Annotated in this window: 15 protein-coding genes; 2 read left to right on the top strand and 13 right to left on the bottom strand. The window is 53.1% G+C overall.

Translation table 11 applies throughout. From position 1 onward, the window contains the following. Positions 1 to 45: 45 nt before the first annotated feature. From AC2YIT_RS00175 to AC2YIT_RS00160, 4 genes are all read right to left on the bottom strand, one after another. On the bottom strand, positions 46 to 438 hold the full coding sequence (locus tag AC2YIT_RS00175) for a VOC family protein (RefSeq protein WP_487277862.1): 393 nt from the start codon (positions 436 to 438) through the stop codon (positions 46 to 48). 12 nt (positions 439 to 450) lie between these two features. Then, positions 451 to 891: a VOC family protein gene (locus AC2YIT_RS00170; protein ID WP_487277861.1), complete on the bottom strand. Its 441-nt coding sequence runs from the start codon at positions 889 to 891 to the stop codon at positions 451 to 453. 89 nt (positions 892 to 980) lie between these two features. Further along, positions 981 to 1,694 (bottom strand): DUF6597 domain-containing transcriptional factor, encoded by a 714-nt coding sequence (locus AC2YIT_RS00165; protein WP_487277860.1) that lies wholly within the window; start codon positions 1,692 to 1,694, stop codon positions 981 to 983. Position 1,695: 1 nt separating this feature from the next. Beyond that, complete coding sequence (locus tag AC2YIT_RS00160) at positions 1,696 to 3,198, bottom strand: arylsulfatase (protein ID WP_487277859.1); 1,503 nt, start codon at positions 3,196 to 3,198, stop codon at positions 1,696 to 1,698. A 118-nt stretch (positions 3,199 to 3,316) separates the two neighbouring features. Here AC2YIT_RS00160 and AC2YIT_RS00155 point away from each other — a divergent pair, with 118 nt between their 5' ends. Both AC2YIT_RS00155 and AC2YIT_RS00150 read left to right on the top strand, forming a co-directional pair. After that, positions 3,317 to 5,062, top strand: coding sequence for an ABC transporter ATP-binding protein (locus tag AC2YIT_RS00155; protein ID WP_487277858.1), 1,746 nt, complete (start codon positions 3,317 to 3,319; stop codon positions 5,060 to 5,062). Then, positions 5,046 to 6,803 (top strand): ABC transporter ATP-binding protein, encoded by a 1,758-nt coding sequence (locus AC2YIT_RS00150; protein WP_487277857.1) that lies wholly within the window; start codon positions 5,046 to 5,048, stop codon positions 6,801 to 6,803. The genes AC2YIT_RS00155 and AC2YIT_RS00150 overlap by 17 nt, the downstream gene beginning before the upstream one ends. Here AC2YIT_RS00150 and AC2YIT_RS00145 read toward each other — a convergent pair. The 9 genes from AC2YIT_RS00145 to AC2YIT_RS00105 form a co-directional block, all read right to left on the bottom strand. Continuing rightward, positions 6,800 to 8,071, bottom strand: coding sequence for a condensation domain-containing protein (locus AC2YIT_RS00145; protein WP_487277856.1), 1,272 nt, complete (start codon positions 8,069 to 8,071; stop codon positions 6,800 to 6,802). The two genes, AC2YIT_RS00150 and AC2YIT_RS00145, sit on opposite strands and share 4 nt — an antisense overlap. Further along, positions 8,068 to 9,354, bottom strand: coding sequence for a condensation domain-containing protein (locus AC2YIT_RS00140; RefSeq protein WP_430843530.1), 1,287 nt, complete (start codon positions 9,352 to 9,354; stop codon positions 8,068 to 8,070). The genes AC2YIT_RS00145 and AC2YIT_RS00140 overlap by 4 nt, the downstream gene beginning before the upstream one ends. Then, complete coding sequence (locus AC2YIT_RS00135; protein WP_487277855.1) at positions 9,351 to 10,646, bottom strand: condensation domain-containing protein; 1,296 nt, start codon at positions 10,644 to 10,646, stop codon at positions 9,351 to 9,353. Before AC2YIT_RS00135 ends, AC2YIT_RS00140 begins: the two co-directional genes overlap by 4 nt. 3 nt (positions 10,647 to 10,649) lie before the next feature. Beyond that, on the bottom strand, positions 10,650 to 11,852 hold the full coding sequence (locus AC2YIT_RS00130; RefSeq protein ID WP_487277854.1) for a glycosyltransferase: 1,203 nt from the start codon (positions 11,850 to 11,852) through the stop codon (positions 10,650 to 10,652). Continuing rightward, complete coding sequence (locus AC2YIT_RS00125) at positions 11,845 to 13,041, bottom strand: glycosyltransferase (protein ID WP_430843533.1); 1,197 nt, start codon at positions 13,039 to 13,041, stop codon at positions 11,845 to 11,847. The genes AC2YIT_RS00130 and AC2YIT_RS00125 overlap by 8 nt, the downstream gene beginning before the upstream one ends. A gap of 232 nt (positions 13,042 to 13,273) precedes the next feature. Beyond that, on the bottom strand, positions 13,274 to 14,083 hold the full coding sequence (locus AC2YIT_RS00120) for an alpha/beta fold hydrolase (protein ID WP_430843534.1): 810 nt from the start codon (positions 14,081 to 14,083) through the stop codon (positions 13,274 to 13,276). Then, positions 14,074 to 14,370 carry a phosphopantetheine-binding protein gene (locus AC2YIT_RS00115; RefSeq protein WP_430843535.1) on the bottom strand — a complete coding sequence of 99 codons (297 nt, stop codon included), beginning with the start codon at positions 14,368 to 14,370 and terminating at the stop codon, positions 14,074 to 14,076. The genes AC2YIT_RS00120 and AC2YIT_RS00115 overlap by 10 nt, the downstream gene beginning before the upstream one ends. Beyond that, positions 14,358 to 18,716 (bottom strand): beta-ketoacyl synthase N-terminal-like domain-containing protein, encoded by a 4,359-nt coding sequence (locus AC2YIT_RS00110; protein ID WP_487277853.1) that lies wholly within the window; start codon positions 18,714 to 18,716, stop codon positions 14,358 to 14,360. Before AC2YIT_RS00110 ends, AC2YIT_RS00115 begins: the two co-directional genes overlap by 13 nt. Before the next feature lie 25 nt (positions 18,717 to 18,741). Beyond that, positions 18,742 to 25,866 (bottom strand): SDR family NAD(P)-dependent oxidoreductase, encoded by a 7,125-nt coding sequence (locus AC2YIT_RS00105; protein WP_487277852.1) that lies wholly within the window; start codon positions 25,864 to 25,866, stop codon positions 18,742 to 18,744. Positions 25,867 to 25,968: the final 102 nt, after the last annotated feature.

Below are 25,968 nucleotides of genomic sequence, written 5' to 3'. Positions count from 1 at the left end.
TGATATTTCAATTGCTGCCCAATGTAATGCAACCGCCGGTGAATTTCAATCCACTACGGTACAAATCTCCACCAGAAACCCATTCAAATCGCGCACATAAGACACTACTTGTCCCCAGGGTTTGGTTTTAGGTTTTGAGACCAGCGTGGCTCCGGCGTTCAATGCTTTTTGAAATGCCTCTTCCACATTAACGACCGTGAACCCGATCTCGAATGCAAACGGCTTCGCAGCCGGATCGCTTTCCGTGAAACCTTCGGGAACATTGGTTCTGGCCAGTTCCGTCTGGGCAAATGAAAGTGTCGTATTACCGGTGATCAACTCGCCGTAATCGCCGTCAGGGGTGATGAACTTCCTTTGGAAGCCAAATGCATTTTCGTAGAATTCGATGGTCGCTGTTACGTCCCTGACGTACAGGATGGTATATGTGAAATTCGCCATTGTTACGGAGGTTTAGAGATGGTCGATCGATTGATGTTCGAGCACGTTGCCCGATTGGTCAATGGGGATGAGAGGGTTGTATGAAATTTCCCAAATATTCCCTTCCGGATCGGCAAACAGGAAATAGCAGCCGCCAAACGCCGGCTCGGTTATGGGCTGGACAATCTCCACATCTTTCCCGGATAATTCACCATAAATACCCTCTACCTCCGCACGGGAATTAACCATCAAAGCCATGTTAAACGGGCGGAAACCGCTTCCTTCCGGATCCTGATTATTGAATTTCGCGAGGTCTTTCCGACCAAATAAGCCCAGTAGAATACCGTTCAATTTGAAAAAAACGATCTCCTGATTAGCCGCTTCAATCTTCCAGTCCAGAATATGGGTGTAGAAATCGCGGAGCGCCGGGAGATCGTCGGCGGCGAGCGTGAGGACGCTGAGTCGTTGTTCCATAGGATGTTTGTTGAATGATGTAACAAAACTAACAGCCGTTGTGGGAAGGTTGTTTGGAAAAATGCGACAAAATCAAATCAGGGAAGGAGCTATGCCTGCATATCTGCGGATTTCATTGCTGAGATGTGCGTGATCGTAATAACCGGCTTCGAGTGCAATGTCGAGCAGGGACTGCTTTTCACCTTTTTTGATGAGCTGCACCGCGTACCGGAAACGCATGATGTTGAGGAATTTTTGGGACTGAGGCCGATATGCTGTTTGAATGTCCGCTGCAATTGCCGCATTGTCATACAACTATTTTGTGCCAGCGTTGTGACGCCAATCAAGCCATTTTGTGATTCAATTTCCCTGATAACCGACGTGAGCCGGCGGTTCCCGTCCTGTAACCTCCGGAGGAAGAACTGATCGAGATAGGGTTTGGGCGCCATTTCTGCCGTACGAAGGTCCGGGGCAAGCGCTGGATCGAACTCAGCCGTCCGATCAGTGAATTCGTGCAGGGAATCATATCGATAAAATGCAGCAAATCCAGCCGGCCTGAAACGTACGCCGACGAGTAGTGACCCAGGCGTAATGGTAGTTTCAATGGCGTGCGACATCGTTCCCACCAGGTAACTTCTTTCATTTTTCATGAAGAAACCATCCGCATCGGGCAACTCGTCATCACCGAGATTCATGATGATATCGACGCAGCCATCAGGCAGGATTGTTTGGGCTGCCAAAGGCATATTATCGCCCGTTATCTTCCAGTAGGCATCGATGTACGGCGCGAGCGCCGGATGGGGATGGTACTCCGTGTAAGCCATATTATTTAGCACTTGCCGCAATCACCGGCAACACAAACTGCCATGCCGGATTAGCAGGTTCCTGATGTTCCTTTTTAACAATTTCATCGAATTTTTTCAGCATATCCGGGTGTTTGGCGGCGAGATCGGTCGTTTCGCTGCGGTCGTTCCGGAGGTTGAAAAGCTGCCAGGGGTTGCCCGGGTTTTTGCGCAGGTCGGTTTTGACGGCCTTCCAGTCACCCATGCGGATGGCGATCTGGCCGCCTTTTTCGGGGTATTCAAAATAGAGATAAGGATGCTTTTGCTGCCGGTTGGTTTGCCCTAACAGTTCGGGTAAAAAGGAAATGCCGTCAGTGGGAGGAGCAGGTTGGCCTGTCAGTTCTGCTAATGTGGCTAAAAGATCGAACTGGGCAGAAATATGATCGGTTACCCGGCCAGGCTTGATCTTCCCGGGCCAGCGGGCGATAAACGGCTCGCGGATACCGCCTTCGTAGACGTCCATTTTCAGGCCGCGCAACCCGGCCACGCTGTTGAAAAATTGCGGGTTTACACCGCCATTGAAAGTGGCGCCATTATCGCTGCTGAACATCACGATAGTGTTCCCGTCCAGCCCCAGGGCTTTTAGTTTATCCAAAATAATCCCAACCTGATCATCCAGAAAGGTTATCATTGCTGCATAGGTCGATAGCGGGTATTTGGTGGATGCATACCCTTTTTCACCATAGTAGGGCTTCTCGTCGAACTGCCCGATGTACTTCTTAACGTATTCTTCAGGTGCTTGCAGCGACACATGCGGGATCGTGTACGGCATGTACAGGAAAAAAGGTCCGCCTTTGCTCCGTTCGATAAATGCCAGGGCCTTTTCGGTCATTTTTATCGGCGCGTATTCCTTGCCTTTGAAAGAATCGAAATCGGCGTCGGTGGCTGTGGCCGGGTCGAGCTTGCGGTGGACGTCCTGCCAGGGCTGGGCCAGCGTGTCCCAGCGGTCGTTTTCCCACAAATGCGACGGATAGAGGTTATGCGCCTGTTTTTGGTCGAGGTAGCCGTAGTAGTAATCGAAGCCTTGCTTGCTGGGCGTGCCCTCGGTGTTGTTCATCCCCATGCCCCATTTGCCGGTGAGGGCGGTGGCGTAGCCTTTTTGTTTCAGTAGTTCAGCCACGGTGAGTTCAGAAGCCGGTAACGGCATTTGCCCGCGTTCTTCATCGTCGCGGAAGGTACCGAGCTCGAAATTTCCGCGAATGGCCGAATGCCCGGCGTGCTTGCCCGTCATGAGCATGGCACGCGCAGGCGCGCACACGGGCGTACCTGTGTAATGCTGTGTGAAACGAATGCCCTCTTTGGCGAGGCGGTCGAGGTTAGGCGTTTTGATCTTTTGCTGGCCGTAGCAGCCGAGTTCGCCGTAACCGAGGTCGTCGGCGTAGATGTAGATGATGTTGGGCAGGGCATTTTGCCACGATTTGGCTTTTTGAGCCATCGCTGAAGCGGTAACCGATAACGTCAGTAAGAAAAGATTCAGAAGTTTCATTCAGGTGCGGTTTGGATTTAGAAGGGCGGAAATTTAACCAAAATTTAACCACCCGGACCGGGAGTGATTCGAAAATATACCTTGCTATATTTGTCGCTGTATCTAATGCTAAACCCATATGTCTGAAAAAGCCAATCCGGGAAAGCCCAAGCAGCCCGGCATATTCAGCTTACTGGCTCCATACAAGGGGTTGATCGTCCTGCTCCTCCTGTTTGCATTGCTGAGCAATGGGGTTAACCTGTGGCTTCCCAAGCTTGTGGCTGACGGGATCGACGACTACACCCGTCAGCAGTTCGACCTCGATGCTATTCTGACCGAGTTCACCGGCGCGGTGATCTTCATTTTTGTTTTTGCATACCTGCAAAGCATTGTCCAGACTTACGCTTCCGAAAAAGTGGCCCGCGACCTGCGGACGAAACTAGCGGACAAAATCTCCAAACAAAGCCACGCATTTATTGAAGAAACTACTGCCGCGAAGCTGCTGACCAATCTTACTGCCGACATTGATTCAATCAAAATGTTTGTGTCACAGGCTATTGTGGCGATCGTTTCGTCATTGTTCCTCATTATAGGCGCGAGCGTTTTGTTGCTGAGCATTAACTGGAAACTGGCATTAACGGTACTTGCTATCATCCCGATTATCGGCGGGATGTTTGCCATTACCCTGAAGAAAGTCCGCACCTTGTTTGTACAAAGCCGCGAGGTGATCGACTGGCTGAACAAGATCATCAACGAGAGTATCCTCGGTTCCGCGCTGATTCGGGTCGTAAATTCCCAGCAGCTGGAATATGCCAAATTCCTGGAAGCGAATACTAAAGCCAAAGGTTTCGGGCTTGCAATTCTGAGCCTGTTTGCCGGACTTATTCCCGTGGTGACGTTTACGGCCAACGTTTCCATGCTGACGATCCTCGTCCTCGGAGGGCATTTTGTGATCGAAGGCGATATGACTTTGGGAAGTTTCGCGGCATTCAACAGCTATTTGGGTATCCTTATTTTTCCGATCCTGGTTATTGGCTTTATGAGCAATGTGATTGCCCAGGCCACCGCTTCCTACCAGCGGATTTCGGGCGTTTTGAATATTGCGGACCCCGTGCCGGGCGGTGCTTCTACCGAGGCGCTGCGCGGGAATGTCAGCTTGGAGCAGGTGACGGTCCGGTACGGCGAAAAGCCGGCGTTGAAGGACGTTACTTTCTCGGTGAATGCAGGTTCGCGCATTGCTGTAATCGGCCCGACAGCCGCGGGGAAAACGCAGCTGCTTTATTTACTGACGGGCCTCATCAAGCCACAGGAGGGCCGTATTACCTTCGACGGTCATCCGATCGACTACTACGACAGCGAGTCGTTTCACCGCCAGGTGGGTTTTGTTTTTCAGGATAGCATCATTTTTAATATGAGCATCCGTGAAAACATCGCATTCAGCACGACCGTCACGGACGAATCTTTACAGAAAGCGATTGATACCGCCGAGCTGGCTGCCTTTATCGAAACCTTGCCCGACGGCCTGGATACCATCGTCTCCGAACGCGGGGCGAGCCTTTCCGGCGGGCAGAAGCAGCGCATTATGCTGGCCCGTGCATTGGCGATGAACCCGAAAGTACTCCTGCTCGACGATTTTACGGCGCGGGTCGACAATACCACCGAAAAGAAAATCCTGGCGAACGTGGAGCGGAATTATCCCGGCATTACTTTGATTTCCGTGACGCAGAAAATTGCAGCCATCGAGCATTACGACCAGATTGTGGTGTTAATGGAGGGCGAGCTGATCGGCTGCGGCACGCACGACGAGCTGATGCTCACAAGTCCGGAATACGTGCAGATTTTCAATTCGCAACAAAGCACGAGCAACTATGAACTACGATCTTAACAAAATTTCGGAAGAGCAGCAGAAAACCTCCACGTTGAAGGCGCTCAGGAAGTTGCTGAAATTGATCGCTCATGAGCGGGGTAACCTGGCCCTGGCGCTGGGTGCCATTACATTGAATACGGCAGTAAACCTGTTTGGCCCATATCTTATCGGTCACGCCATTGACAAGTATGTGGTGACGAAGCAATTTGATGGACTGCTGGTTTTTGGGGGGATATTACTGGCGATGTATTTGCTCGGCCTGGCTACCGCTTATACCCAGACCAAGCTGATGGGCGGAGTAGGGCAGCGGTTGCTGTTTACGCTCAGAAATGCCATTTTCAACAAATTGCAACAGCTTCCTGTCGCGTTTTTCAACCAGAACAAAGCTGGCGATTTGATTTCCCGTGTCAATAACGATACCGACAAGCTGAACCAGTTCTTCTCGCAATCGCTCATGCAGTTTGTGGGAAGTATTTTTACAATGCTGGGTGCCGGTATTTTTCTATTGGTGATTAATATAAAACTTGGCGCTGCGGCATTGGCACCTGCCGTGCTGATCCTGATTTTTACGGTCGTGCTTTCGCCCTGGGTGAAGGCTACCAATGCCAAAAACCTCAAAAGTACCGGTGCGCTGAGCGCCGAGATCCAGGAAAGCCTGAACAATTTCAAAGTCGTGATCGCATTCAACCGCCGCGACTATTTCAGGCAGCGTTTCCAATTGGCAAACCTTGAAAACTATCGTACCGCCATTCGTGCCGGCCTGGCCAATAATATTTTCCTGCCCACCTATTCGTTCTTCTCCAATATCGCGCAGCTCGTCGTGCTTACCTATGGTATTCACTTGATCAGCATGGGTGAGTTCAGTGTGGGGTTATTGGTGAGTTACCTGGCTTATGCGGTCAATTTCTATAACCCGCTACGGCAGTTGGCGGCGTTATGGACGAGTTTTCAGGTGGCGATGGCAGGCTGGGACCGTATTTCGCAGATATTGGCATTGGAAACCGATCTGGTACCTGTACCCGAAACGACCCGCGAAGCCGGCGGTGCATTGCTGGAATTCCGCGATGTCCGTTTCGGGTATGACAGCCGTGAGATTTTGCATCAGGTCAATTTTAAACTGGAACGCGGCAAAACCTACGCGTTGATCGGCCCTACCGGCGGTGGGAAAACCACCACAGCCTCGCTCATCGCGCGCCTGTACGACCCGCGCCAGGGAACCGTGTTGCTTGATGGCCGCGACATCCGCACATATACGCCCGAAGAAAGAAGCCGGAAGATTGGTTTCATTTTGCAGGAACCATTCCTGTTTTCCGGCACCATTCGTGAGAATATCCTTTATGGCAACGACCAGTTGAAAGATTATTCCAATGATAAACTGGAACAGGTAATCCGCAGTGCTAACCTGGGAGAAATACTCACATTGTTTGAAGACGGGTTGGAAACAAAGGTTTCGGCAACCGGCGACAGTACGAGCCTGGGGCAGAAGCAACTCATCGCATTCATGCGCGCCGTGCTACGCAGCCCCGAGCTCCTGATCCTCGACGAAGCCACCGCCAACATCGACACCGTCACCGAAAAACTCCTCGGCGACATCCTGAAACAGCTCCCCGAATCGACCACGCAAGTGATCATCGCCCACCGCCTTAACACCATCGAAAATGCCGACGAAATCTTCTTCGTCAACTCCGGTGAAGTAAACCGTGCCGGGTCGCTGGATGATGCGATGGGAATGTTGCTGAAGGGGAATAGGGCTAGCTAGGCGGTGACTTGCGTGCCTTCCAGCAACATCCACATCGCCTCCCGGCAAATCTTCTCTGCATCGATCATCGGAAGGAAGCTCTCGTGCGAGCAGAAGGAGAAATCCATTCTGCCGGCGAAGGTGCTCACGACCAGGGTGTTGGGGTTGCGCCAGGGGAACCCCACGGACGGGCTGTGGATAGCGCGGACGCGGAAATTATTGTAACTCACTGGGATATCCAGCACGCCCATGTTGGAGATCGTAATGTCGTGGCTGCCCCTGGTAGAGCGCATATGTCTGAGTAATGCCTCCGTGGAGCCGTGGAAATACTCGGTGATGAACATCATTTCGGCTGCATTCACGCTTTCTGCTTTCTCAACCAGCGCTTGTTTCATTTTCCGTGTTTCCGTCCAGAAGTCATTTTGTGGATCTTTTTGAGTCAGCGAAAGCTCCACAATCGGGGCGAATGCGAACAGATGGTCTCGGCCGATGGCGGGTAGGTACCGCCGTATGTCCACGGGGCTGATGACTTTGTTCCGTGAAGCTTTTCCCTTTACCGACCGGTGCGCGATCAATGAGGCAGTACACAATGCCGCCTGGACGGTCGTTTTTTCAGCCTTACATTTTTTGACCAATGCGCTGGTTGTTTCTTTATCGAGTGTGTGGGTAAGGAAGTAGTAGTCGCCCGTGCGCGGCGCCGGTTTGGGATTCAGGATGGTAAAAAGGCCTTTTGCCATTGCCGAAAAAAGTTTTCCTTTCCAATGGATCATCCGGCTATCGCGGATCGAAGCGGGAACGAGGGAATTGACGGACTGGAAGCCGTCGTAGGGTTCCAGATCCATTTCAGCGCCGTCGAGCAAGAGCAGGAGCTCGCGCATGAGGGTTACGAACCCCGAACCGTCGCAGACGCAATGCGGGCATACGAGAAGCATATCTGATACCTGTTCCGATCGTAGCCATATGAGTCTTGCAGCCGGACCTTTCGTCAGATCAAACTGTCTTTCCCATTCTAAAAGACTTATTTCTTCCCATTGAATGTCGGATGTCCGTTCAATAATGTGAATTGGGATCGGAGGAATATCCGGATTGGTGATAAATGTCGGGACATTTGTCTTATTTTTTTTGACATTTGAGCGGAGTAGGGGGTGCCGATTTTGAATTTTTGCAAGCGCACTGGCTACCTGCTGTTCGGAAAAATGTCCTTCAATAGTAGCCGTAAAAACGCAATTCACGGGTGCGAGCCCATCAGCGTACATAATACGCTCTCCGACAATCATTTGTCTGTTCATTTCAAATCCGGGATGGTAAGGGGTTTAGTTTCGAGTAAATGCTCTCTGAGCAGTTTCATCGCCGTGCCGATAATAAATTCGGCATCCTGGCGTGCAATATATTTTTCTTCGGAGTGAAATGCGAAATCCATACGCCCGCGGAACGTCGATACCGACACTTTCGAAGGGTTTCCCATTGGGAATCTTGAAAGCGGGCAATGCACTTCAACGACCCTGAGCGGCCCATAAGTTTCATTCAGCGGAATGCGGCCGATGTTAGCGAATGCGAAATCGTGACCGCCCTTTCCGGCTTTCGCATATTTGATGCTGCGCGGATAAAGCGGTACCAGGTATTCGCTGAACAGCAGTAACCGTGCGGCATCGGTCTTTTCGAGCTGTTTATGCAGGCGGGCTTTCAACGCATTGGCCTGCTCGCGAAATCCGTTCTTGTCCCTGGGCGTTTCGAGGCCTACCATCGACGGGAACGGAAAGAGGTGGTCTTTTTTAATCTGAGGTAAAAACCGGCGCATATCCACGGACGCGAACATTCTCCCGCTCGTGCGCACATTGCCCGCACGCTCGAAGGCGCGCATGAACACGAGGATCAGCGAGGCGTTGAGGTGAATGCCTTTCTCTTTACAAACGGAAAGCAAAGTAGCCGTTTCCTCCTCACTGAGCTTCCAGCGGATGGTATAGAAACGATCTTTTACCACTTCTTTCATGCCTGTCACGGCCAGAAGGAAGACCCGCGTAATGCCCGCGATGGCCTTGCCTGCGAGCCTGTTGAGGATATTCTGTCTGACAGCCACGGGTACCAAAGCATCGGGTGAAATAGCCGGATAGGGGAGCAGATCGGTTGCCGGGTCAGCGAGGCATTCGAGCAGTTCCCGCATGATGGTCATGGCTGAGGTGGCGTCGCCTATACAATGGTGGCAGACCGCCAGCAACTCCGAAACCTGTCCGGAACGCACCCAGGTAATTCTGGCCAGAGGTAAATTGGTTTGGTTAAAGGGGGCGCTCCATTCCGTTTCTGCTTCGTCAATCCAGGTCTCTTCCGAAAGCCTGTCAACGATCCGCAGCGGAATGGGTAATATTGAGCCGGGTGTTACATACCAGGGAATACCTTTGGCGTCGGTTTCCACGGTAACGTTCAGGAAAGGGTGTTTTCGCTGGATTCTCTGCAATGCGCCGATCAACGCAGCTTCTTCCATCGCTCCGGCTATCTTTACCGGAAATACCACATTCACGGGCGTATCCGCGCCTGCGTACATGGAAGCTTCCAGAAAGCCCAACCTCCTTTTCATAAGCGCATGGAATGGGGTATGGCCACGGTTTCAAAAAGGATTTCCATGGCTTTTTCCCGGATTTGCATGGCAGTATCCCGCGGCAGGAATTCCTGATTTGAAACAAATGAGAAATCCATTTGGCCATTGAAAGTGGTGGTTATGATGGTGTTGGGATTCGCAAACGGGCCGATGACCGTGGGGCTGTAAATGGTTTCAACCGTGACATTCCGGTATTGTACCGGAATGTCAAGCTTACCCATGTTGGAAAACATAAAGTCGTTGCCCACTTTGGCATAGGTCAGAAACCGGCGTAACTTATGAACAGAACCGTGCGATGCCTCCATGATCATCGTAAATTCGTAGGGGTTCAGCTTCGCCATCTGTTTGGAAACGTGGGCTTGAAGCGATTTGGCTTTCTCCCAGAAACCGGCTCCAATGGATTGTTGGAGGCTGATATTCAAAGCCAGTCCGTAAGAGAACAGCATATCTCGCTTCACCTCGGGCATGTAGCGGCGGATATCCACCGGGCAGGTTGCCTTACCATGCGCCTCAGGGCCATTTACCACCTTGAAAGCCTCCATCAATGCAAGCCCGATAGCCGTGTTGACGGTCACGCCTTCTTTTTTACAATGGGTAAACAGCGCTTTCGATTGCTCTACGCCGAGCTTCCAGTTGACCAGGTAGTCGGCAGAACGTGGTGCGGGTTTCTTTTTGGTTGATATAAACAATGAGCCTAATGAAAGTCCCAGGTTTACCAGCGCGGCCGAGAACTTCGCCTTGAAGCGGTTACGGCCATTGTCGAGTATTTCGGCCGGTACCAGGTCGCGAATGCTTTGGAATGCCGGCGCTTTGCCGATCTCTGCCTGCGGATCATCGAGCAATGCCAGCAGGTCGGACAACAATGCTACACCCGAGCCGCCGTCGCACATGCAATGGTGAAAAGCCATAATGAGGTCCGACACATCTGCTGAACGTATCCAGGTAATGCGAAGTAGCGGGCCGTGGGTTATATCAAACGAGGTACCGAGTTCATATACAGTCTCCCTGTTCCAGTCTTCGTCGCCTGTTCGGTCCACGATTCTGAGGGGGATCGCAGGGGGCACTGGCGGGGTGTGGAAATAAGGTCTCCCCAATGTGTCTATGCCAATAGCAGTGCGCAGCATGACATACTTCTCCTGTAAGCGGGCGAGGGCGCCGACGAGCTCTGCATGGTCGATCACACCATTGATTTTCAATGCGTAAACGCCGTGAAACGGCTCGGTACCATCGCCCAAAAGCACCCTTTCGAGGAAAAGCAGGTTTCGTTTCATCGGTTACGCGGTTTCGGTTACACGGTTGGCGATTGCGAAATCTTCGAGTAATGAAACGGCTCTGGCATTGCCGCCCGCGGCATTGAACGTGTCGCGGATATGCTCCGCGGCGTTGCGGTATTGCGGATTTTCAAGCAGTTCCTTCATCGCATTTTTTACATCGGGCACACGCAGCCTCTTGTACCTGACTTTGATCCCACAGCCTGCATTTTCGATCAAAGCGGCGGTGTGAAAATGGTCATAAGCAATAGGGGTAATGAGCATCGGAAGGCCGTTCATGAACGTGTCGTTCACGGTATTGAACCCGCCGTGGCAGATCACCGCATCCATTTTTGGGATAATATCGGCCTGAGGCACAAATCCTTGTACAATAAAGTTCTCCGGCCATTCGTCAATCACCGACGGATCGGTGGCCGCCACGATCGTGATCGGCTCGTTGCCGAATGCTTCGATCAGTTTCATGAAAAATTCCTTGCGGATATCGACCAGCAAGGTGCCCAGCGATACAAATACTTTGGGCGTAGTAGCTTTTTCGAGCCTTTCCCAGTCGAACGGGGTATCGTTGGGCCTGCCTTTCACCGGCCCCACAAATTTCATGTGCGGATCGGGCTCAGGGAAGCCGGCAAACTCCTTGGAAGTGAACACAATGTTCATCTCATGGGAATGGATCACAAACTCGTCGGTATAAATGTCGAGCTCGCGCTGCAGGCCTTTGATAAGGTTCTGTTGCCATTCGAAGATTTTCGGGGCGGAGAGGGCGGTATCGCCCATCACATCCGGCGGCACGGGTGTGGTGGTCACGCATGGGATGCCTTTGAGATGCGCCACCAATGCTCCGGCGAAGGTAATGCAGTCATTCACGATCACATCCGGCTGGAAATCGTCGGCCACGCGCGATACGCCCGGGAACATAATGCGCGCAAAGGGAATATAGGTTTCTTCCAACGCAAGTTTCATCACTTCGGGGCCGGAGAGGGACGGACCGTCGTCCTGGCGTTTCAGGATGCGTGCGATTTCTTCCTGGTGCGGCGCGAGCTCTTCTTCGGGAAGAATGTAGCGGCCGCCCTCGGGAATGTGCTTGTCGGCCAGGGGGATGAGGCCCGTCCATGCTACGTCATGCCCATTGGCGAGGAGGCTTGCTCCAACGCTGAGTGTAGGACTGATATGTCCGAAAAAAGGGGGTACTACAAAGAGGAATCTAGCCATTATGCAAGACTTTAACGGGTATCTGATCGAGCCACTGCGCCGCGGTGCGGGTGCCGCCCGCCTGCTCGAAAGAGGCCTGGACACGGTGCGCTGCGAGTCGGTAGCCCGGATCATTTAAAATATCATTGACCGCGGTTTTGAGGTGCGGGGCTTTAAAACGGTTGAAATTGAGCCTCACCCCGCACCTGTTCGCGACCACGCGACCGGCTACGTGTGACTGGTCGTACGCGATCGGGATCACCACCAGCGGTATTCCGTTGGATAATGCTTCGGAGACGGTATTATGGCCTGCGTGGCACACTACGCCGTCCAGGTGAGGGAGTAGTTCGAGTTGGGGTATGCGATGTTTTACCAGAAAATTGGCAGGCCACGATTCGAACAGCGTTTCGTCGGAAACCACCACTACCAATAGCTCCTCGCCGCCGAATGCCTCAATCACTTTGGCAAAGAAGTCCTTCTTGAACTGGTGATCGAATGTGGTGCCTATGGAGATGAGGATTTTGGGAACGGTTTGAGCCTTTAATTTTTCCCAGTCGAATGGAATGTCGGCAATACGGTTGCTGATCACCGGGCCGGGGAAACGGTAATATTCCGGCAACTCCATTTCTCCAAAAAATTCCCTCGAAGTAAATACCAGCGTCAGCAATTCGGAGGTCGCGAGTGATTTGTCACCTTCGATACCAAGTTCCTGTTGCAATCCCATGATCTGCTTTACCTCCCATTCATGAATTTTGGGCAAATCTTCCATCATTTTTACGGCGGCCGGAGCGGTTACCGACGTCGCGTAAGGAATATCGAGCAAATGCGCGGCCATACCGCCGGCAAATACCTGGTGGTCGTTGATCACAACATCGGGCTGCCAGCTTTGGAGCAACTGCATAATGCCGTCGAACATGTAGCGGTTGAGCGGCACGAGCACCTCTTCGTAGAGAAACTTAATGCTCTCGATGCCGTAGACGTTCTTTTTGGTGATAATATCGAGGTATTCGGCGTTGGCCTGCTTCTCGGAATCATCTTGGTTGTAGCGGATTACGAGCAACTGGCCGCCGGTTGGCAGTTTTTCCTGTAACTGTTCGTCGAGGCTGATCCACGCCACTTCGTGGCCCAGCGCCAGTAACTCCGCGCCAACGCTGAGCGTCGGGTTGATGTGGCCGGTTAGCGGCGGAACGATAAAGGTGTATTTGGGCATCTTGCGGTATCGTATCGGTCTTTTTGGGTGGTTTGGTGCCGTAGCGTTGTTGCTTTTTAGTACCGTTCCCGGACTGAAGTCCGGGGTTATGGATTGCGTTATCTCTTATCTATTTCCGTTGGCTTTAGCCGACGGGTGGTTTGGTGCCGTAGCGTTGTTGCTTTATGGTACCTCCCCCGGACTGAAGTCCGGGGTTGTGGATTGCGTTCTCTCTTATCTATTTCCGTTGGCTTCAGCCGACGGGCGATGGCGACGGGGCATTTCGGGCGACGGGCAACGGGGACGGTTCGAGAAATTTCTCGAGTTCCTTTCCTATTACCTCCGGCTGCTGTACGGGCACATTATGGTCGCCGGGAGCCAGTACGAGCGAGGCGTTCGGGATTCTCTTAGCCAACGTCCGGCCGGAAGGCACGCAATTGGAATCTTCTCCATAAATCAATAGCGTCTCGTGCTGAATTGCTGTTACCAAAGGATCGCTGAAAAAGCCCTTTTCTCCCTCCATATCCGACCGGATGGAAGTTTCATTGAACAGAAACTCGTACATCCGGTGGTTCTTCTCCAATTGTCTTTTACCCGCAAGCAGGCGCGTTGTATCCGCAAAGTTTTCGATGTAATGGATCAAAAACTCCTTGCTGTAAGTGTCGATGATCGTGAGCGTTTCCTGTTCGCTCGGGTCGGGGCCTTCGATGATGGCCAGTTTGCCTACGCGCTCCGGAAAGCGGGTTGCCATTTTCAAGGCTACCAATCCGCCGTAGCTATAACCGGCCAGGTGCGCCTTTTCGATGCCGAGGATGTCCATCAGGTCGCGGAGGTCGTCGGTCATTGAAGTGAGGTCGTAGCCGGTTGGTACTTTTTCGCTCATGCCGTGACCCTTCATATCGAACAGCACCACGCGGAAATGCTTCGCGAGTATGGGAGCGATATTGAAATAATACACGGCGAGGTTACTGAACATCCCGTGCACCATGATGATCGTCTCCGCGCCCTCGGGGTTCAGTTCCTGCACGTGCAGGCGGACATTCGGCAGGCTGACTACTGGCATTCCTGAATATAAGTGATGATGTCTTCGAGTTTCAGCTGGATAATTTCATCCAAATCCATATTCGACAGCCAGCCGGTGAAATCGATATTCGATCCGAAATGATTTTTGACTTTTTCCGAGAATGCTACGATTTCGATGCTGTCCATTTCAAGGTCTTTGGTAAATGAACTGGCAGGCGTAATATCCATCTCCTCCACAAATTCCTCGCCGATCACCTCGGTGATGAATTGGTTCAGGGTTTCAAAAATCTCCTCTTTGCTCAGCTTGTCTTGTGTCAGTTGGTCCATCCGATGATGTAATTAAAATGTTTGATAGTATTGATCCATATATCCTGAATGCGCAATGCATCCCCGTTGATCTCTTCAATCTGGTAGGCCCGGGGATTGCCCATGAGGCCTTTACCGAGCATTTTGCCGAATGCTTCCTTTGCTACCCAGCAGCGCGTCATCCATTCGTCCTGGTCGCGGCCGTCGAGCAATGCCAGCTCGGCAGCGGTGAACACGATTTCCGTAAAACCTGCGCTTCTTGGCTGTATTTCCTCAATATCAATACCTACCGGACCTTTTTCGCTGGCAATGGCCACGGCTTCCAGGTTCTTGTGTGCCAGTGAAATGTGGATGCCCCTCGTCATCGGGCCGTCGAGGAACGGTTTGCCGACCTCATCCGACCGTATCTCAAACTCGATCGGGAAGTACGCCTCCTTGCGCGAGCGTAGCAGGAGCATACGCGTGGCATCTTTGGCGGCCACCCGGCTGATCATCCATTCCTTCTTTTTGTTGGGTATCAGGCTACGCTGGTGCCGTTTTTCGGGTTGGTTGAAATATCTTTTTAAAATAAAATCCCATGAAACAACGCGCTGGTAGGCATTGCGGAAAAGGAACACCCCGGGCGCCACTTCGTCGGACAGCACGTTCTGCAACGGTGCCATGGATACATTCCAGAGCTTCTCGTCGATTTCCAGACGGCGGTTCTGCCAGCCACGGATGATCGACCATACTTTCCCGTCGCGTTTGAGGATGAAATCGGCGGTGGCAGTTTCGTCGGTGAGCTCGGTAAGGCGGCAGGTACATTCGAAAACGCCGGCCTGGTCTTCCATCTCACCATAAAACTCCACCTCGTTGATTTTTACCGGGAATGCAATGCGGTCCTTCGTCAGTGTGAGTTGGAGCCAGAGGCCGAAGAGTTGCCCTGCATTATCCAGCAGCGAGCCTTTGCCAGCATCACCGGAAATAAGGCCGGTAATGCCGTTTTGAGCCACACTCACTACTTCCCGGATTCCCTGGTAGGCAGGGCCGTGGAACATATTTTCCCGGTAGATCTGCTCTGGCGTAATGGTAATGCCGAGCGACTCGCCGATATCATAACCATTTGTTTCGGGCGTGCCTTTCGTTTCCGAAAGTTGTACTTCGGCATTGGCATATTTGTCCAGGTCGAGGTAAACACGGTTGGGACTTTTCCACTCGCCGGTGACGGTCTCGCGGAAGGGTTCCACCACATTCATCCATTGAAATACCTTAATGGCCAAGATCTTTTGCACGCGCAGTCCGGGCGCCTGCTCTCGGGCGATGTCGCCGAACACCTCGAAGATCATCGTCATTGGGATCACCGGGTCCATATCCTCCACGCAGTGCCAGTTGGGCTTTTGTTTGAGGAGCGAATGGTCGATCAGCCAGGGACTGTTTTGGAGCGAAATGTCGAGCTGCTTTTTGAAGGGTGGCCGCATGTCTTGTATGAGCGGCTTAAAAGCGTCGGGCTGAACTACTGGTCGTGCTGACGGTTGAACGGTAGTTCGGGCAACAGGCGCTGCGGCCGACTGGTTGCGGAACAGCCCCGCGAGTTCGGCCTGCACCAGGGCAATTTCGTCCATATTCGCCGATAATGCCTTCATTACCGGGTGCGCCACATCGTCCAGTGCCAGTTCTTTTTTCGGCTGGCTAAATGTAATTTTCTTCAATGAATCCAGCTCAGTCACGAAAGGTGAGCCGAGTTGAAGCTTCATCGGTTTGCGATGCGGATTTTGCTGCGTCTCGATCCCCATGAATGCGAGGTCGATATTTTTGCCCTCTACAAACAATGCCGCCATTACACGCTGCAATTGTTGCAAGCCGCCCCTGATCGGTACATTCGAGGCGATGGCGCTGTATGGCTTGCCTTTCAGCGTATCGTCCACGAACCCTACCAGCCCGCCGGAACCGACCTGTATGAACATGCGTACGTCCTCAGCATACAGCTTGTCGATCAGCTCACGGAAGCGCACGGGTTTCACCAGGTGCTCCACGCTCAGCGAGCGGATTTCGTCGTATGACTCGGGGTAAATATCCAGGGTAGTGGCCGACCAGAGCGGAATAGTGGTCGGTTGGAACTCCATGGTTTCGAGGCCGTCCAGGATCCGGTCCAGCTTATCCTTCACAAAGGGTGAGTGGAAGCCGGACTGGAACGGTAGCTGTTGATGGAAGATTTGATGCGCACGCAAGATGGCCGAGAAATCTTCGACCGCCCCGATGGTACCGCATAGGATTACCTGCTGCGGACAGTTGTCGATGGACAAATAGATATCCTGCTTGTCTTCCAGCCACGGTTTCAGCTGGTCATACCCACAACCTACCGCGAGGAATTTGGTGTTTTTTACTTCAAAAAGTTCGGGGTTCAGCCGGGTAAGCAATTGTAAAACCGATGCTTCCGATGCCAACCCGGAAGAGCGGCCCGCAAGCCATTCGCCCAGGCTGTGGCCTGCATTCATGTCGGATTTTACACCCAGTTTCTTAATCGCCGAATCGAGTATCCTGCTTTTTTCAAGCAGTTTCATGGCCGTATTGAAAACCGATTGCTCTTCGCTGGTTTCGTTCGCTTCAAATCTGGGCAGATTGAAATAATCCGCCACGCTGTCTATCTCACCGCCCGCGAGGCCGTCGAGGCCGGGGAAGAGGAATGCGGTTTTGCCACCGTTGGCGAGCAAAGGTCCATTGGTGTACCAAATGTCCTGCTTGTTGCGCCAGACGTTATTTTTGGCAACTATTTTAATGGCCTTGGCAATGCGCTCGGACGTCGGTTCGAAGATGGCTACCCGGTAATTGCCCGAGCCGGTTTCTTTGTCGCCCGCTTCCAATGCCGTGAGCAACGCTTCGTGTGTGGGGCGCGCGAGAAGTAAAACTTCGTCGCGAACGGCGACATTTGCGCTACCATTTACAACATTACTTGTGCTTTTTTTAGGACTTTTGTCCCATCCTTCCAGGACAATATGCGCATTAATCCCGCCAAAGCCGAAAGCATTTACGCCCGCGTAACGCGGCAAACCCGATTGCTGCCAGTCGGTAAGTTGTTTTACAGGTTCAAAACGCGTATAGGCCAATGCTTCGACCGGCTCTTCGCAATGCAGGGTAGGAGGCAGCTGTCCATGATATAATGCAAGAACAGTCTTGATAACGCCCGCAATACCGGCCGCAGGCATCGCATGCCCGATCATTGATTTCACAGACCCGATACCCACCTTGGCACCCGCATTCCCGAACACGGTCGCCAGCGTTTCCAGCTCCGTTTTATCGCCGAGCGGCGTGCCGGTGCCGTGTGCTTCGAGGTAGCCGATCTGGTCGGTGCTGACGCCGGCCATCTCCCATGCCTGACGGATGGCTTTCACCTGCCCGTGCACGGTGGGGCTCATGACGCTCGCGCCTGCGCCATCGCTCGATACGCCCACGCCCTGGACCACAGCATAAATGCGGTCGCCGTTGGCAATCGCGTCGGAAAGTCTTTTTAATACCACAAAACCACAACCCTCACCGATCAATAGCCCGTCGGCGCGTTGGTCGAAAGGCCTGATTTGCTGGTTTTTGGACAATGCGCCCAGCTGGTGGAAAATGCTCCAGAAAGGCGCATTCTGGCAGGCATGCACGCCGCCGGCGATCATCATATCGGCCCGACCGGAGTTCAGCTCCTGCACGGCGTGGTCGATCGCGAGCAGCGAGCTCGCACAGGCGGCGTCCAGTGTGTAGGCGGTGCCACCCAGGTCGAGGCGGTTGGCTACCAGCGAGGCGGTTAGGTTGGGGATCAATCCCATGGCAGTATCCGCCGAAAAACGTCCTTTTTTCTGCTGAAATTCGCTTTTGATCCTTTCTAAATCTTCGCTTTTGAGGTCGGGCAAAATGCTTTGCAGTACTTCCACGATCTGCTGCCCGGTACGCACGATCTCGATCGCGCGCGTAGCGCCCGGGCCTGTGTAGTTGCCCTTACCTATTATAATGCCTGTTTTGGCAAAATTAGCGCCGTTGCTGCGGCAGCCGTTGCTGCGGCAGCCGTCGCTGAATGCGCGGGCATCCAACAATGCCTTATGTGCGAGGCTTAATGTAAGCAACTGCTCAGGTTCCGTGCCTTCGACGGCAAGCGGTAAGATGCCGAACTGAATCGGATCGAATTCAGCGTAATTGTCTATAAATCCGCCACGGCGGCAGTAAAACCGGTCCACAGCCGCGGATGTCTGTTCATTTTCCTGAAAAAACAGGCTGCCCATCCGGCTTTCCGGCACTGTTTCGATGGCGTCCACACCGCTACGGATATTTTCCCAGAAGGCGTTCAGATCGCCCGCCCCGGGGAAAATACCCGACATCCCGATAATGGCTATATCTGCATTTCTTTTCATGATGTTGTTCAATGCGTCTAGCTCACTATTCGGCCATGATCAGTACCTGGCTTTCGGTACCGTATTTCAGTTCATTGACAAATGTTTCCATGCCATCGCCGAGCGGGATCAGCGGGATTCCGCGGCGCTCGTATTCTCTTTCGAGTGATGGCGACACCATGCCAGTGCCTTTCCACGGGCCCCAGTTAATGGCTGTCACCTTGCCTTTGATCTTCTTGCGCAGTTCCCAGGCATACTTATCGAGCACGCTGTTGGCGGCGGCATAGTCGGTTTGCCCACGGCTGCCGTACACCGACGCGACGCTCGAAAACAGGGTCACGAATTGCACATCATCTTTCAAATGCTCGGCCAAAACACGCAGCGGCGTTACTTTGGTGGACATCACCCGCTCGAAGGATTCCGGCGTTTTCTGATGGAACAGCTTGTCTTCGAGCAAGCCCGCCCCGTGGATCACGCCGTCGATCCGGCCATATTGATTGTACAAACCTTCCACCATCGCGATCAGCGCTTTTTCATCGCGCAGATCCATGGAATGATAGGTTACCGTCGAGCCATTGGCTTCGAGGGCCGAAATGGTGCCCAGGATCTGGTTCGCTTTATGGATTTCTTCCGTCTTCTTCTCGATTTCCGCCGGGGTTTTCAACTCGCCGGAAGCGATGAGGCGTTTGCGGATTTCCTCCTTGTTTTTCAAACCCGCCAGCGACTGGTCTGCACGGGAGCGCGGGTCGGCTGAGCGGCCTACGAGTACATAATTGCAGGGATAATCTTTCGAAAACCGTACGATCAGTTCGGCTGTAATGCCTTGCGCGCCACCGAGTGCGAGTATCACCGATTCTCTGTCCAGGTGAATGTCCGGATCGGAGCCGGTCTGGATTTCGGAGCGGATCATTTCCATGATCTGCCGCTTATCGCCTTCGTAAATCACCTCGCAAGGTTCGTCGGTATGCAGGATTTCCGTTAGCGTAATCTCCGCGATTTTACCTGCCGAAAGTTGGGAGGTAAAGCTCACGAGCCGGCATTTGGTCTCTTCATATTCTTTGTCAAGACTCTTCAAAAGGCCCGCATAGCCCTGGAAATGGCGAAGGAGCTTCACGTCGGTGTCCTTATCGAGCGCGCTTTGCGTGTCGGAGATGGTGTAAATCCACTTTACCTTGCTGAAATCCAGTTTTTTAATCAGCGAGAACGATTCGATAATGGTTGGTTTCAAGCGGGAAGTGAAAATGTTGAGGATGATCAAACCATCGAAACCTTGCAACGAATCATCAGGTGAAATGATGCCTACTTCCGCGCCATTCCGTTCGAAAAGCGTTTTTACAGCTGCCGCTACCTCACCCGCATCGTCGGTAACTGCGAACCGTTTGCCTTTCAGTACCGCGGGATTCAGCGGCGGGATCGCCGAAGGTGTAAGCTCAAAGCGGAGGCGTGATAGTTTTTCGTTCAATGCGGCCTTAGGAACTGGAGGAACATTCAAACTTTCTGCTTTTTGAATGGAATCCTGTGCGCCTCCCAACGCCTCGGACAGCCATTCGATCAACCCGTTGAGCGTTTTAATGGAGGCCAGTTTTTCAACGAGTTCCTCGCCACGCTCCTGATAGATCTGGATCAGCCCGTCGATATTGTTTTTCAATTCACCGATGATCTCCATGCGCTTGATCGAGTCGATGCTCAGGTCAGCTTCCAGGTCCATATCCATGCCGAGCATTTCCTGCGGGTAGCCGGTTTTGGCGCTCACCGCCTCCAGCAGCACCGATTTAATACGACTTTCCGGCCATTCTTCGATAATCCCGTCCTGCGTCACCGAGAGCTTGCTCAACGGCACATTAGCTTCTGCCTGCGCGGTTGCCACAGCAGGGTGTTGCTGATGTTCGTTAATCCAATTGATCAGCAAATTCAGCGTTTTAATGGCTGCCAGCTGTTCAATCACCGTTTCTTCGCTTTCCTGCCCGGCTTCGAAACCGCCCAGCTGCCTGCGCAGTTCACCGATGATCTCCATGCGTTTGATGGAATCAATGCTCAGGTCGGCTTCCAGGTCCATGTCCATGCCGAGCATTTCCTGCGGATAACCGGTTTTATCACTGATAACCTGCATAACCAACGCTTTTACATCGATAACCGCTCTGGTCGGTGTATGGGTTGCGACCGGCTGTGCTTCCCTTGCGGCTTTCTCAATTACAATGGGTACAGGAGCAGGCGCATTGGCAGCGAGCCCGCTCAATGGAGGCTCGTAAATTTCGATATTCCTTGAAGGTGGCACCGACTGGCCGAGGTAGCCCAGTACCACGTCGCGCTGTGCCTGGATGAGGTATTTAACACTATTAAGATATTCGTGAACGACGCGTTCTGCCTCGTTACTACCCGCCGTGGCGGCGACGGCAGGTTGCTGAAATGCGGCCAGTTTCAATGGCGCGGTCACCGGTAATGCGCCGTGGTCGGGTAGTTTGCCGTTCAGGGGAAGAGCCATCTGGCCATCTACGAGCCAGGTCGTGATGCTTTTGCGGTACTGTTCGGGCTTGTCGAGATCCAGTACGCATGCGTCGCGGTCCTCGAATAGTTTGTTAAAATCAATATTTCTGCCGGTGGCGACATAGCCAGCCAGGGTGTGCAGTAGTTGCACAATACCCTGCTGGTCTTTGTCTTCGGTGTGGAGACAAATTTCTTCTTTGCCCAAAATCGATTTGGTAAGGCCGGTAAGCACTTTCCCCGGGCCAACTTCCACGAAAACGCGGGCACCGTCTTCGTACATCTGTGTAACTTCTTCCGAAAAACGGACCGGCCGCACAAGGTGATCGGCCAGGCGTTCCTTGATGGCTTCGGGCGAGGTGGGATAGGGCGCCGCGGTGGTATTCGACCACACGGTGAGGGTAGGTTCGCTGAACGCTACCTCATTCAATACCGCTGTGTAAAGGTCTTTCGAACCTGCCAAAAGCGGGCTGTGGAATGCACAGGCTACTTCCAGCTGGCGGAAGGAAATTTTCAGTTCGGTCAGTTTCGCGGTTAGTTCCGCAATTGCCGGCGTGGTGCCTGCGAGTACCCATTGGCGCGGTGAATTGTGGTTCACCGGGTAAATGTGGTTGATCTCCGATACAATGCGCGTCAGTTCGTCTTCTGGGCAGTTTACGGCCACCATCGCGCCATTATCGTCGCCGATCGCGTCGAGTATAGATTTTGCCCGTTTTTCGCTGAGCGGAACAAGCTGGTTGGCTTCAAATACGCCTGCGAAACACAGGGCAGGCAATTCGCCGTAGCTATGTCCGGCAACCATATCAGGTTGTATGCCAAATTCTCTAAGCAATTCTGCTATCGCCAGATCAACTACGCCCAGCAACGGTTGTGCCAGCCGGGTATCCTTGATTTTCTCCTTCTGCGCCTTCGCCGATTGCTCGTCGAAAACAGCGTCGGGGAAAATGATCTGCTGGTAAGAAGGATGTTTCTTCAACAACTTCCGCATCGCGGGAAATGCAACGAACAAGTCGCGCGCCATATCCACGCGCTGGCTACCCTGGCCCGGGAACATGAATGCTACCTTACCCGGGGTCGTATTAGTATAGTAAATACCCTTCGCTCCCGAACCGGCTGGCGCGAAGGTCTCCTTACTGGTTGGCGCGAAGGTCTCCTTCGTGCCCCGCCCCGATGCCGCCAGGCTCTGCCTGGCATAAGAGAGCGCCGCATTCAGCTTGACCTGCGCATCCGCATGGTTTTCAGCCACAATACAAATCTGCACGGGCTTTTCACTATGCAAGTTCAAGCTATTCGCCACATCCCGCAGAGAAACCGATTCATTTTCCAGGATATCATGCGCAGCCTTCAAAAGTTTTTCCGTTTCCGCAAGCATTTCCCCGCGGAAAACCAGCATTTCAGCAGGCCAGGCCTTTACCGATTTACGCGGTTTTTTAGCAGAAGCGCTTTCGATCACAGCATGGAAGTTAGTCCCTCCGAAACCGAATGCGCTGATCCCCGCAACCCGGCGGTCGTCGGTCCAGAGCGCGGGCCTGGTTTGGAATGCGAACGGACTCGTTTCCGGATTATAGTAAGTGTTTGGCGTTTTCAGGTTAATGGTCGGTGGCTTGATCCCGTGGTACACTGCCAATGCAGCCTTTATGAGACCGGCGAGACCCGCGGCGCATTTGGTATGGCCTATTTGTGTTTTAACTGACCCTAAATGCGTCTGATTGGTCAATGCGCCGGAGGCCAGCATCATTTCGGTCAATGCGCTGAGCTCTGTTTTGTCGCCTACTACCGTCCCAGTGCCGTGCGCTTCCACCAAGCCTAGTTCGGCCGGCGAAATACCCGCCTGGTCGTAAGCACGTTCCAATGCCTTCACCTGGCCCGATTTACGCGGGGCAGTGAGACCCAGGCTCTTGCCGTCGCTGGAACCGCCCACGCCTTTGATGACGGCGTAAATGGTGTCGCCATCGCGCAATGCATCCTCTTCGCGTTTCAGCACTACCATCGCTACACCTTCACCCAGCGCGATACCATCGGCTTCGGAGTCGAATGTGGCGCAGCGGCCTTTGCGTGAGAGCGCGTGCGTGCTGGAAAACATCAGGTAGTCGTTGATACCGTTGTGCAGGTCGGCGCCGCCGGCCAGGACCATTTCGGAACGGCCCAGGATCAGTTCCTGGCAAGCCAGATCAATGGCGGCCAACGACGAGGCACAGGCTGCGTCAACAGTATAATTGCGTCCGCCAAGGTTCAGGCGGTTGGTAATGCGGCCGGAAATGACGTTCGCCAGCACGCCGGGGAACGAATCTTCCGTCAGTTTGGGCAATGCGTCGTCGAGTTCTTTGGGGATTTCTCCGAAAAACTGAGTGAAAAGCGAGCGAAAACCATAGTTGTTGGCCAGGTCGTTACCGCCTTCCGCACCGATGATCACCGACACGTTATCGCGGTTCGCATCCGCACCGTACCCTGCATTTTCCAGGGCCTGCTTCGCGACGAGCAAGCTCAGCAGCTGGGTAGGGTCGATCGCCGCCAGCGATTGCGGCGGGATGCCGAATTCTACCGGGTCGAAATCGATTTTTGGAATAAAACCGCCCCATTTCGAATGGGATTTGCTGCCGTCGGAAACGGTAGGGTCGTAGTACAACGCCTTGTTCCAGCGGTCGTCGGGAACTTCAGTCACCCAGTCTTTGCCAGCCAGGATATTACCCCAGAATTCTTCGATATTGCGTGCGCCGGGATAAATACAGGCCATTCCGACGATCGCGACATTCAATGCCTTCTTTTTCCTTCTCGGCGGCTTGGGCAGATTTGCCTGGTCGATATATGCGTAATTGCCGGTTGCAACATTTTCGTGCAACTCATTCATCGTCATTATTTTGTCGAGCATCGCAGCAGCCTGTCCGATCATGTACATACCGCGGCTCATTTGCTCTTCTTCTCCTATTTTGACCAGGTTGTCGGCCTGGCGCTCAATTCCTTTGGCGGCAATACGAAGCCGGCCTACATTGAGCTTTTCGAGCGCTGCCCAGATCTCTTTTTTATCCAGACCGGCCTGCTCCATTCTCTCTTTTTCCGCATTAAAATCGGCTGCGAAAGGCGATTCCAGGCAACGGGTTTCATGGCCGGGAGCAGTTTCGAGCAGGACGGTTTCGGTGTGTGCCAGCGCCTGCGCCTGGAATTGCGGCAGAATAGCGCCCGTAGCGACGGCTTCCTGCGTATACAAATAAGCGGTACCCATCAAAACGCCGACTTTGACGCCGCGGGCAGTCAACGGGGCGGCCATGACGGAGATCATCGCGGCTGAAAATGCGTCATGGATTCCTCCGGCGAAGAAGACTTCGAGTTGCTCGGTCTGCTCTTCCTGCAAAAGCCTGTTGATCTGTTTTTCCCAAAGTACAAAACTCGAAAGCGGTCCCACGTGACCACCACACTCGCGTCCCTCGAAAATGAACCGTTTGGCACCTTCTTTGAGGAACATATCAAGTAAAGGAGCCGAAGGCACGTGCAGGAATGTTTTGATACCCAGCTTTTCCAGTGGTTTGGCTTGTGACGGACGGCCACCGGCGATGAGCACGACGGGCGGCTTCTCTTCGGTAATATAGCCTAATTGTTCTTCGCGAAGCTCGGCGTCTGCAAAACCGAGGATACCTACACCCCAGGGCTTGTCGCCGGCGAGGTCGCGGGTTTCGCGGATCAGGTTGCGGGCCTTTTCGCCTTTCAGGAGCGATAATGCCACAAAAGGTAACGCGCCGGCTTCGGCGACGGCTGCGGCGAACGCAGGTACGTCGCTGACGCGCGTCATCGGGCCTTGTGCAATAGGGTAGTGTGTGCCGAGTGTTTGTGCCAGCGCGTTGTGCGCCGCCAGCGGATTAAGGTGTTTGGCTTGCCGCAGATGGCCGTACATGGCCTCTTTGATGGCAAATACGAGTCGCGGAAGCTTCTTGTATTGTTTAAAAAGGTCGGTGCCGATGGCAATGTCCTGTCCCATGGGGATATAACCCTGGTCGAGGTCGAGTGTGTGCAGGAACGGGTACAGATCTCCGCGAACAGGTTGCGCGGGTAATGCGGGGGAGTTGGGGCGGACCAGCACGCGGAAGCAGTCGATCACGCGGGTTTCGTTGCCGTTCAGTTTCTCGCTGATCGTTTTAAGCGAAGCTGGTGCAGAACATTCCGGGAAAGGTAGCAGCTGGCTGTCGAGCACCACGCCGCGCCCGCCGAGAGCGATAATCGCCGCTGCGTTGTGGACGCCTATTCCGCCTTGTACCCAAACCGGGATACCGCTAACCTCCTTCATTATACGTTGAAACAGAATGAAGGACGAATCGTTGCTCACCAGACCGGCCCCTTCATTGCCTTTGGCGATGATGCCCGCTGCACCGCTTGCTTTTGCCTCTCTTGCTTCGGCTACGCTGTGGACCTGGAAAATGACCTGGATAGAATTTGAAGGATTAGGAAAAGTCAGACCATATGGTAGAATTACTAGTTTAACTTGTTCGGGTAAGGTGATCGTCAGCGGGCTATTTTCAGAATAACATACACCAAATGTCTTTTTGCTTTTGGCAGCCATTTTCCCCAGGGCGTTCGTAGCGATTTGTTGATCTCGTCCAAGGTGGATTACTGGGAAAGCTCCGGCTTCTGAGAGCGCCAGTGCCAGTGCCACATCCGGTCGCTCCATCGGGCCTATACCGATCATTTCCAGGTTTTTCATAACGTAGTTCTTTTTAGTAAGTCTCTATAAATCAGCTCAGGTTAAGGGCGGTAGCTGGCGGGGTCAGGAGAATTACGGATGGTTTTAACTGATATCGTCCGG

The sequence above is a fragment of the Dyadobacter sp. SRI_021 genome (assembly GCF_057586235.1).
The sequence above is the reverse complement of the archived record's forward strand: the minus strand, read 5'-3'. Positions and strand labels throughout refer to the sequence as shown.

What these genes read in the sequence shown, in the direction of transcription:
- AC2YIT_RS00175 (WP_487277862.1), bottom strand. Translation starts at nt 438, where the DNA reads ATGGCGAATTTCACATATACCATCCTGTACGTCAGGGACGTAACAGCG.
- AC2YIT_RS00170 (WP_487277861.1), bottom strand. Translation starts at nt 891, where the DNA reads ATGGAACAACGACTCAGCGTCCTCACGCTCGCCGCCGACGATCTCCCG.
- AC2YIT_RS00165 (WP_487277860.1), bottom strand. Translation starts at nt 1,694, where the DNA reads ATGGCTTACACGGAGTACCATCCCCATCCGGCGCTCGCGCCGTACATC.
- AC2YIT_RS00160 (WP_487277859.1), bottom strand. Translation starts at nt 3,198, where the DNA reads ATGAAACTTCTGAATCTTTTCTTACTGACGTTATCGGTTACCGCTTCA.
- AC2YIT_RS00155 (WP_487277858.1), top strand. Translation starts at nt 3,317, where the DNA reads ATGTCTGAAAAAGCCAATCCGGGAAAGCCCAAGCAGCCCGGCATATTC.
- AC2YIT_RS00150 (WP_487277857.1), top strand. Translation starts at nt 5,046, where the DNA reads ATGAACTACGATCTTAACAAAATTTCGGAAGAGCAGCAGAAAACCTCC.
- AC2YIT_RS00145 (WP_487277856.1), bottom strand. Translation starts at nt 8,071, where the DNA reads ATGAACAGACAAATGATTGTCGGAGAGCGTATTATGTACGCTGATGGG.
- AC2YIT_RS00140 (WP_430843530.1), bottom strand. Translation starts at nt 9,354, where the DNA reads ATGAAAAGGAGGTTGGGCTTTCTGGAAGCTTCCATGTACGCAGGCGCG.
- AC2YIT_RS00135 (WP_487277855.1), bottom strand. Translation starts at nt 10,646, where the DNA reads ATGAAACGAAACCTGCTTTTCCTCGAAAGGGTGCTTTTGGGCGATGGT.
- AC2YIT_RS00130 (WP_487277854.1), bottom strand. Translation starts at nt 11,852, where the DNA reads ATGGCTAGATTCCTCTTTGTAGTACCCCCTTTTTTCGGACATATCAGT.
- AC2YIT_RS00125 (WP_430843533.1), bottom strand. Translation starts at nt 13,041, where the DNA reads ATGCCCAAATACACCTTTATCGTTCCGCCGCTAACCGGCCACATCAAC.
- AC2YIT_RS00120 (WP_430843534.1), bottom strand. Translation starts at nt 14,083, where the DNA reads ATGCCAGTAGTCAGCCTGCCGAATGTCCGCCTGCACGTGCAGGAACTG.
- AC2YIT_RS00115 (WP_430843535.1), bottom strand. Translation starts at nt 14,370, where the DNA reads ATGGACCAACTGACACAAGACAAGCTGAGCAAAGAGGAGATTTTTGAA.
- AC2YIT_RS00110 (WP_487277853.1), bottom strand. Translation starts at nt 18,716, where the DNA reads ATGAAAAGAAATGCAGATATAGCCATTATCGGGATGTCGGGTATTTTC.
- AC2YIT_RS00105 (WP_487277852.1), bottom strand. Translation starts at nt 25,866, where the DNA reads ATGAAAAACCTGGAAATGATCGGTATAGGCCCGATGGAGCGACCGGAT.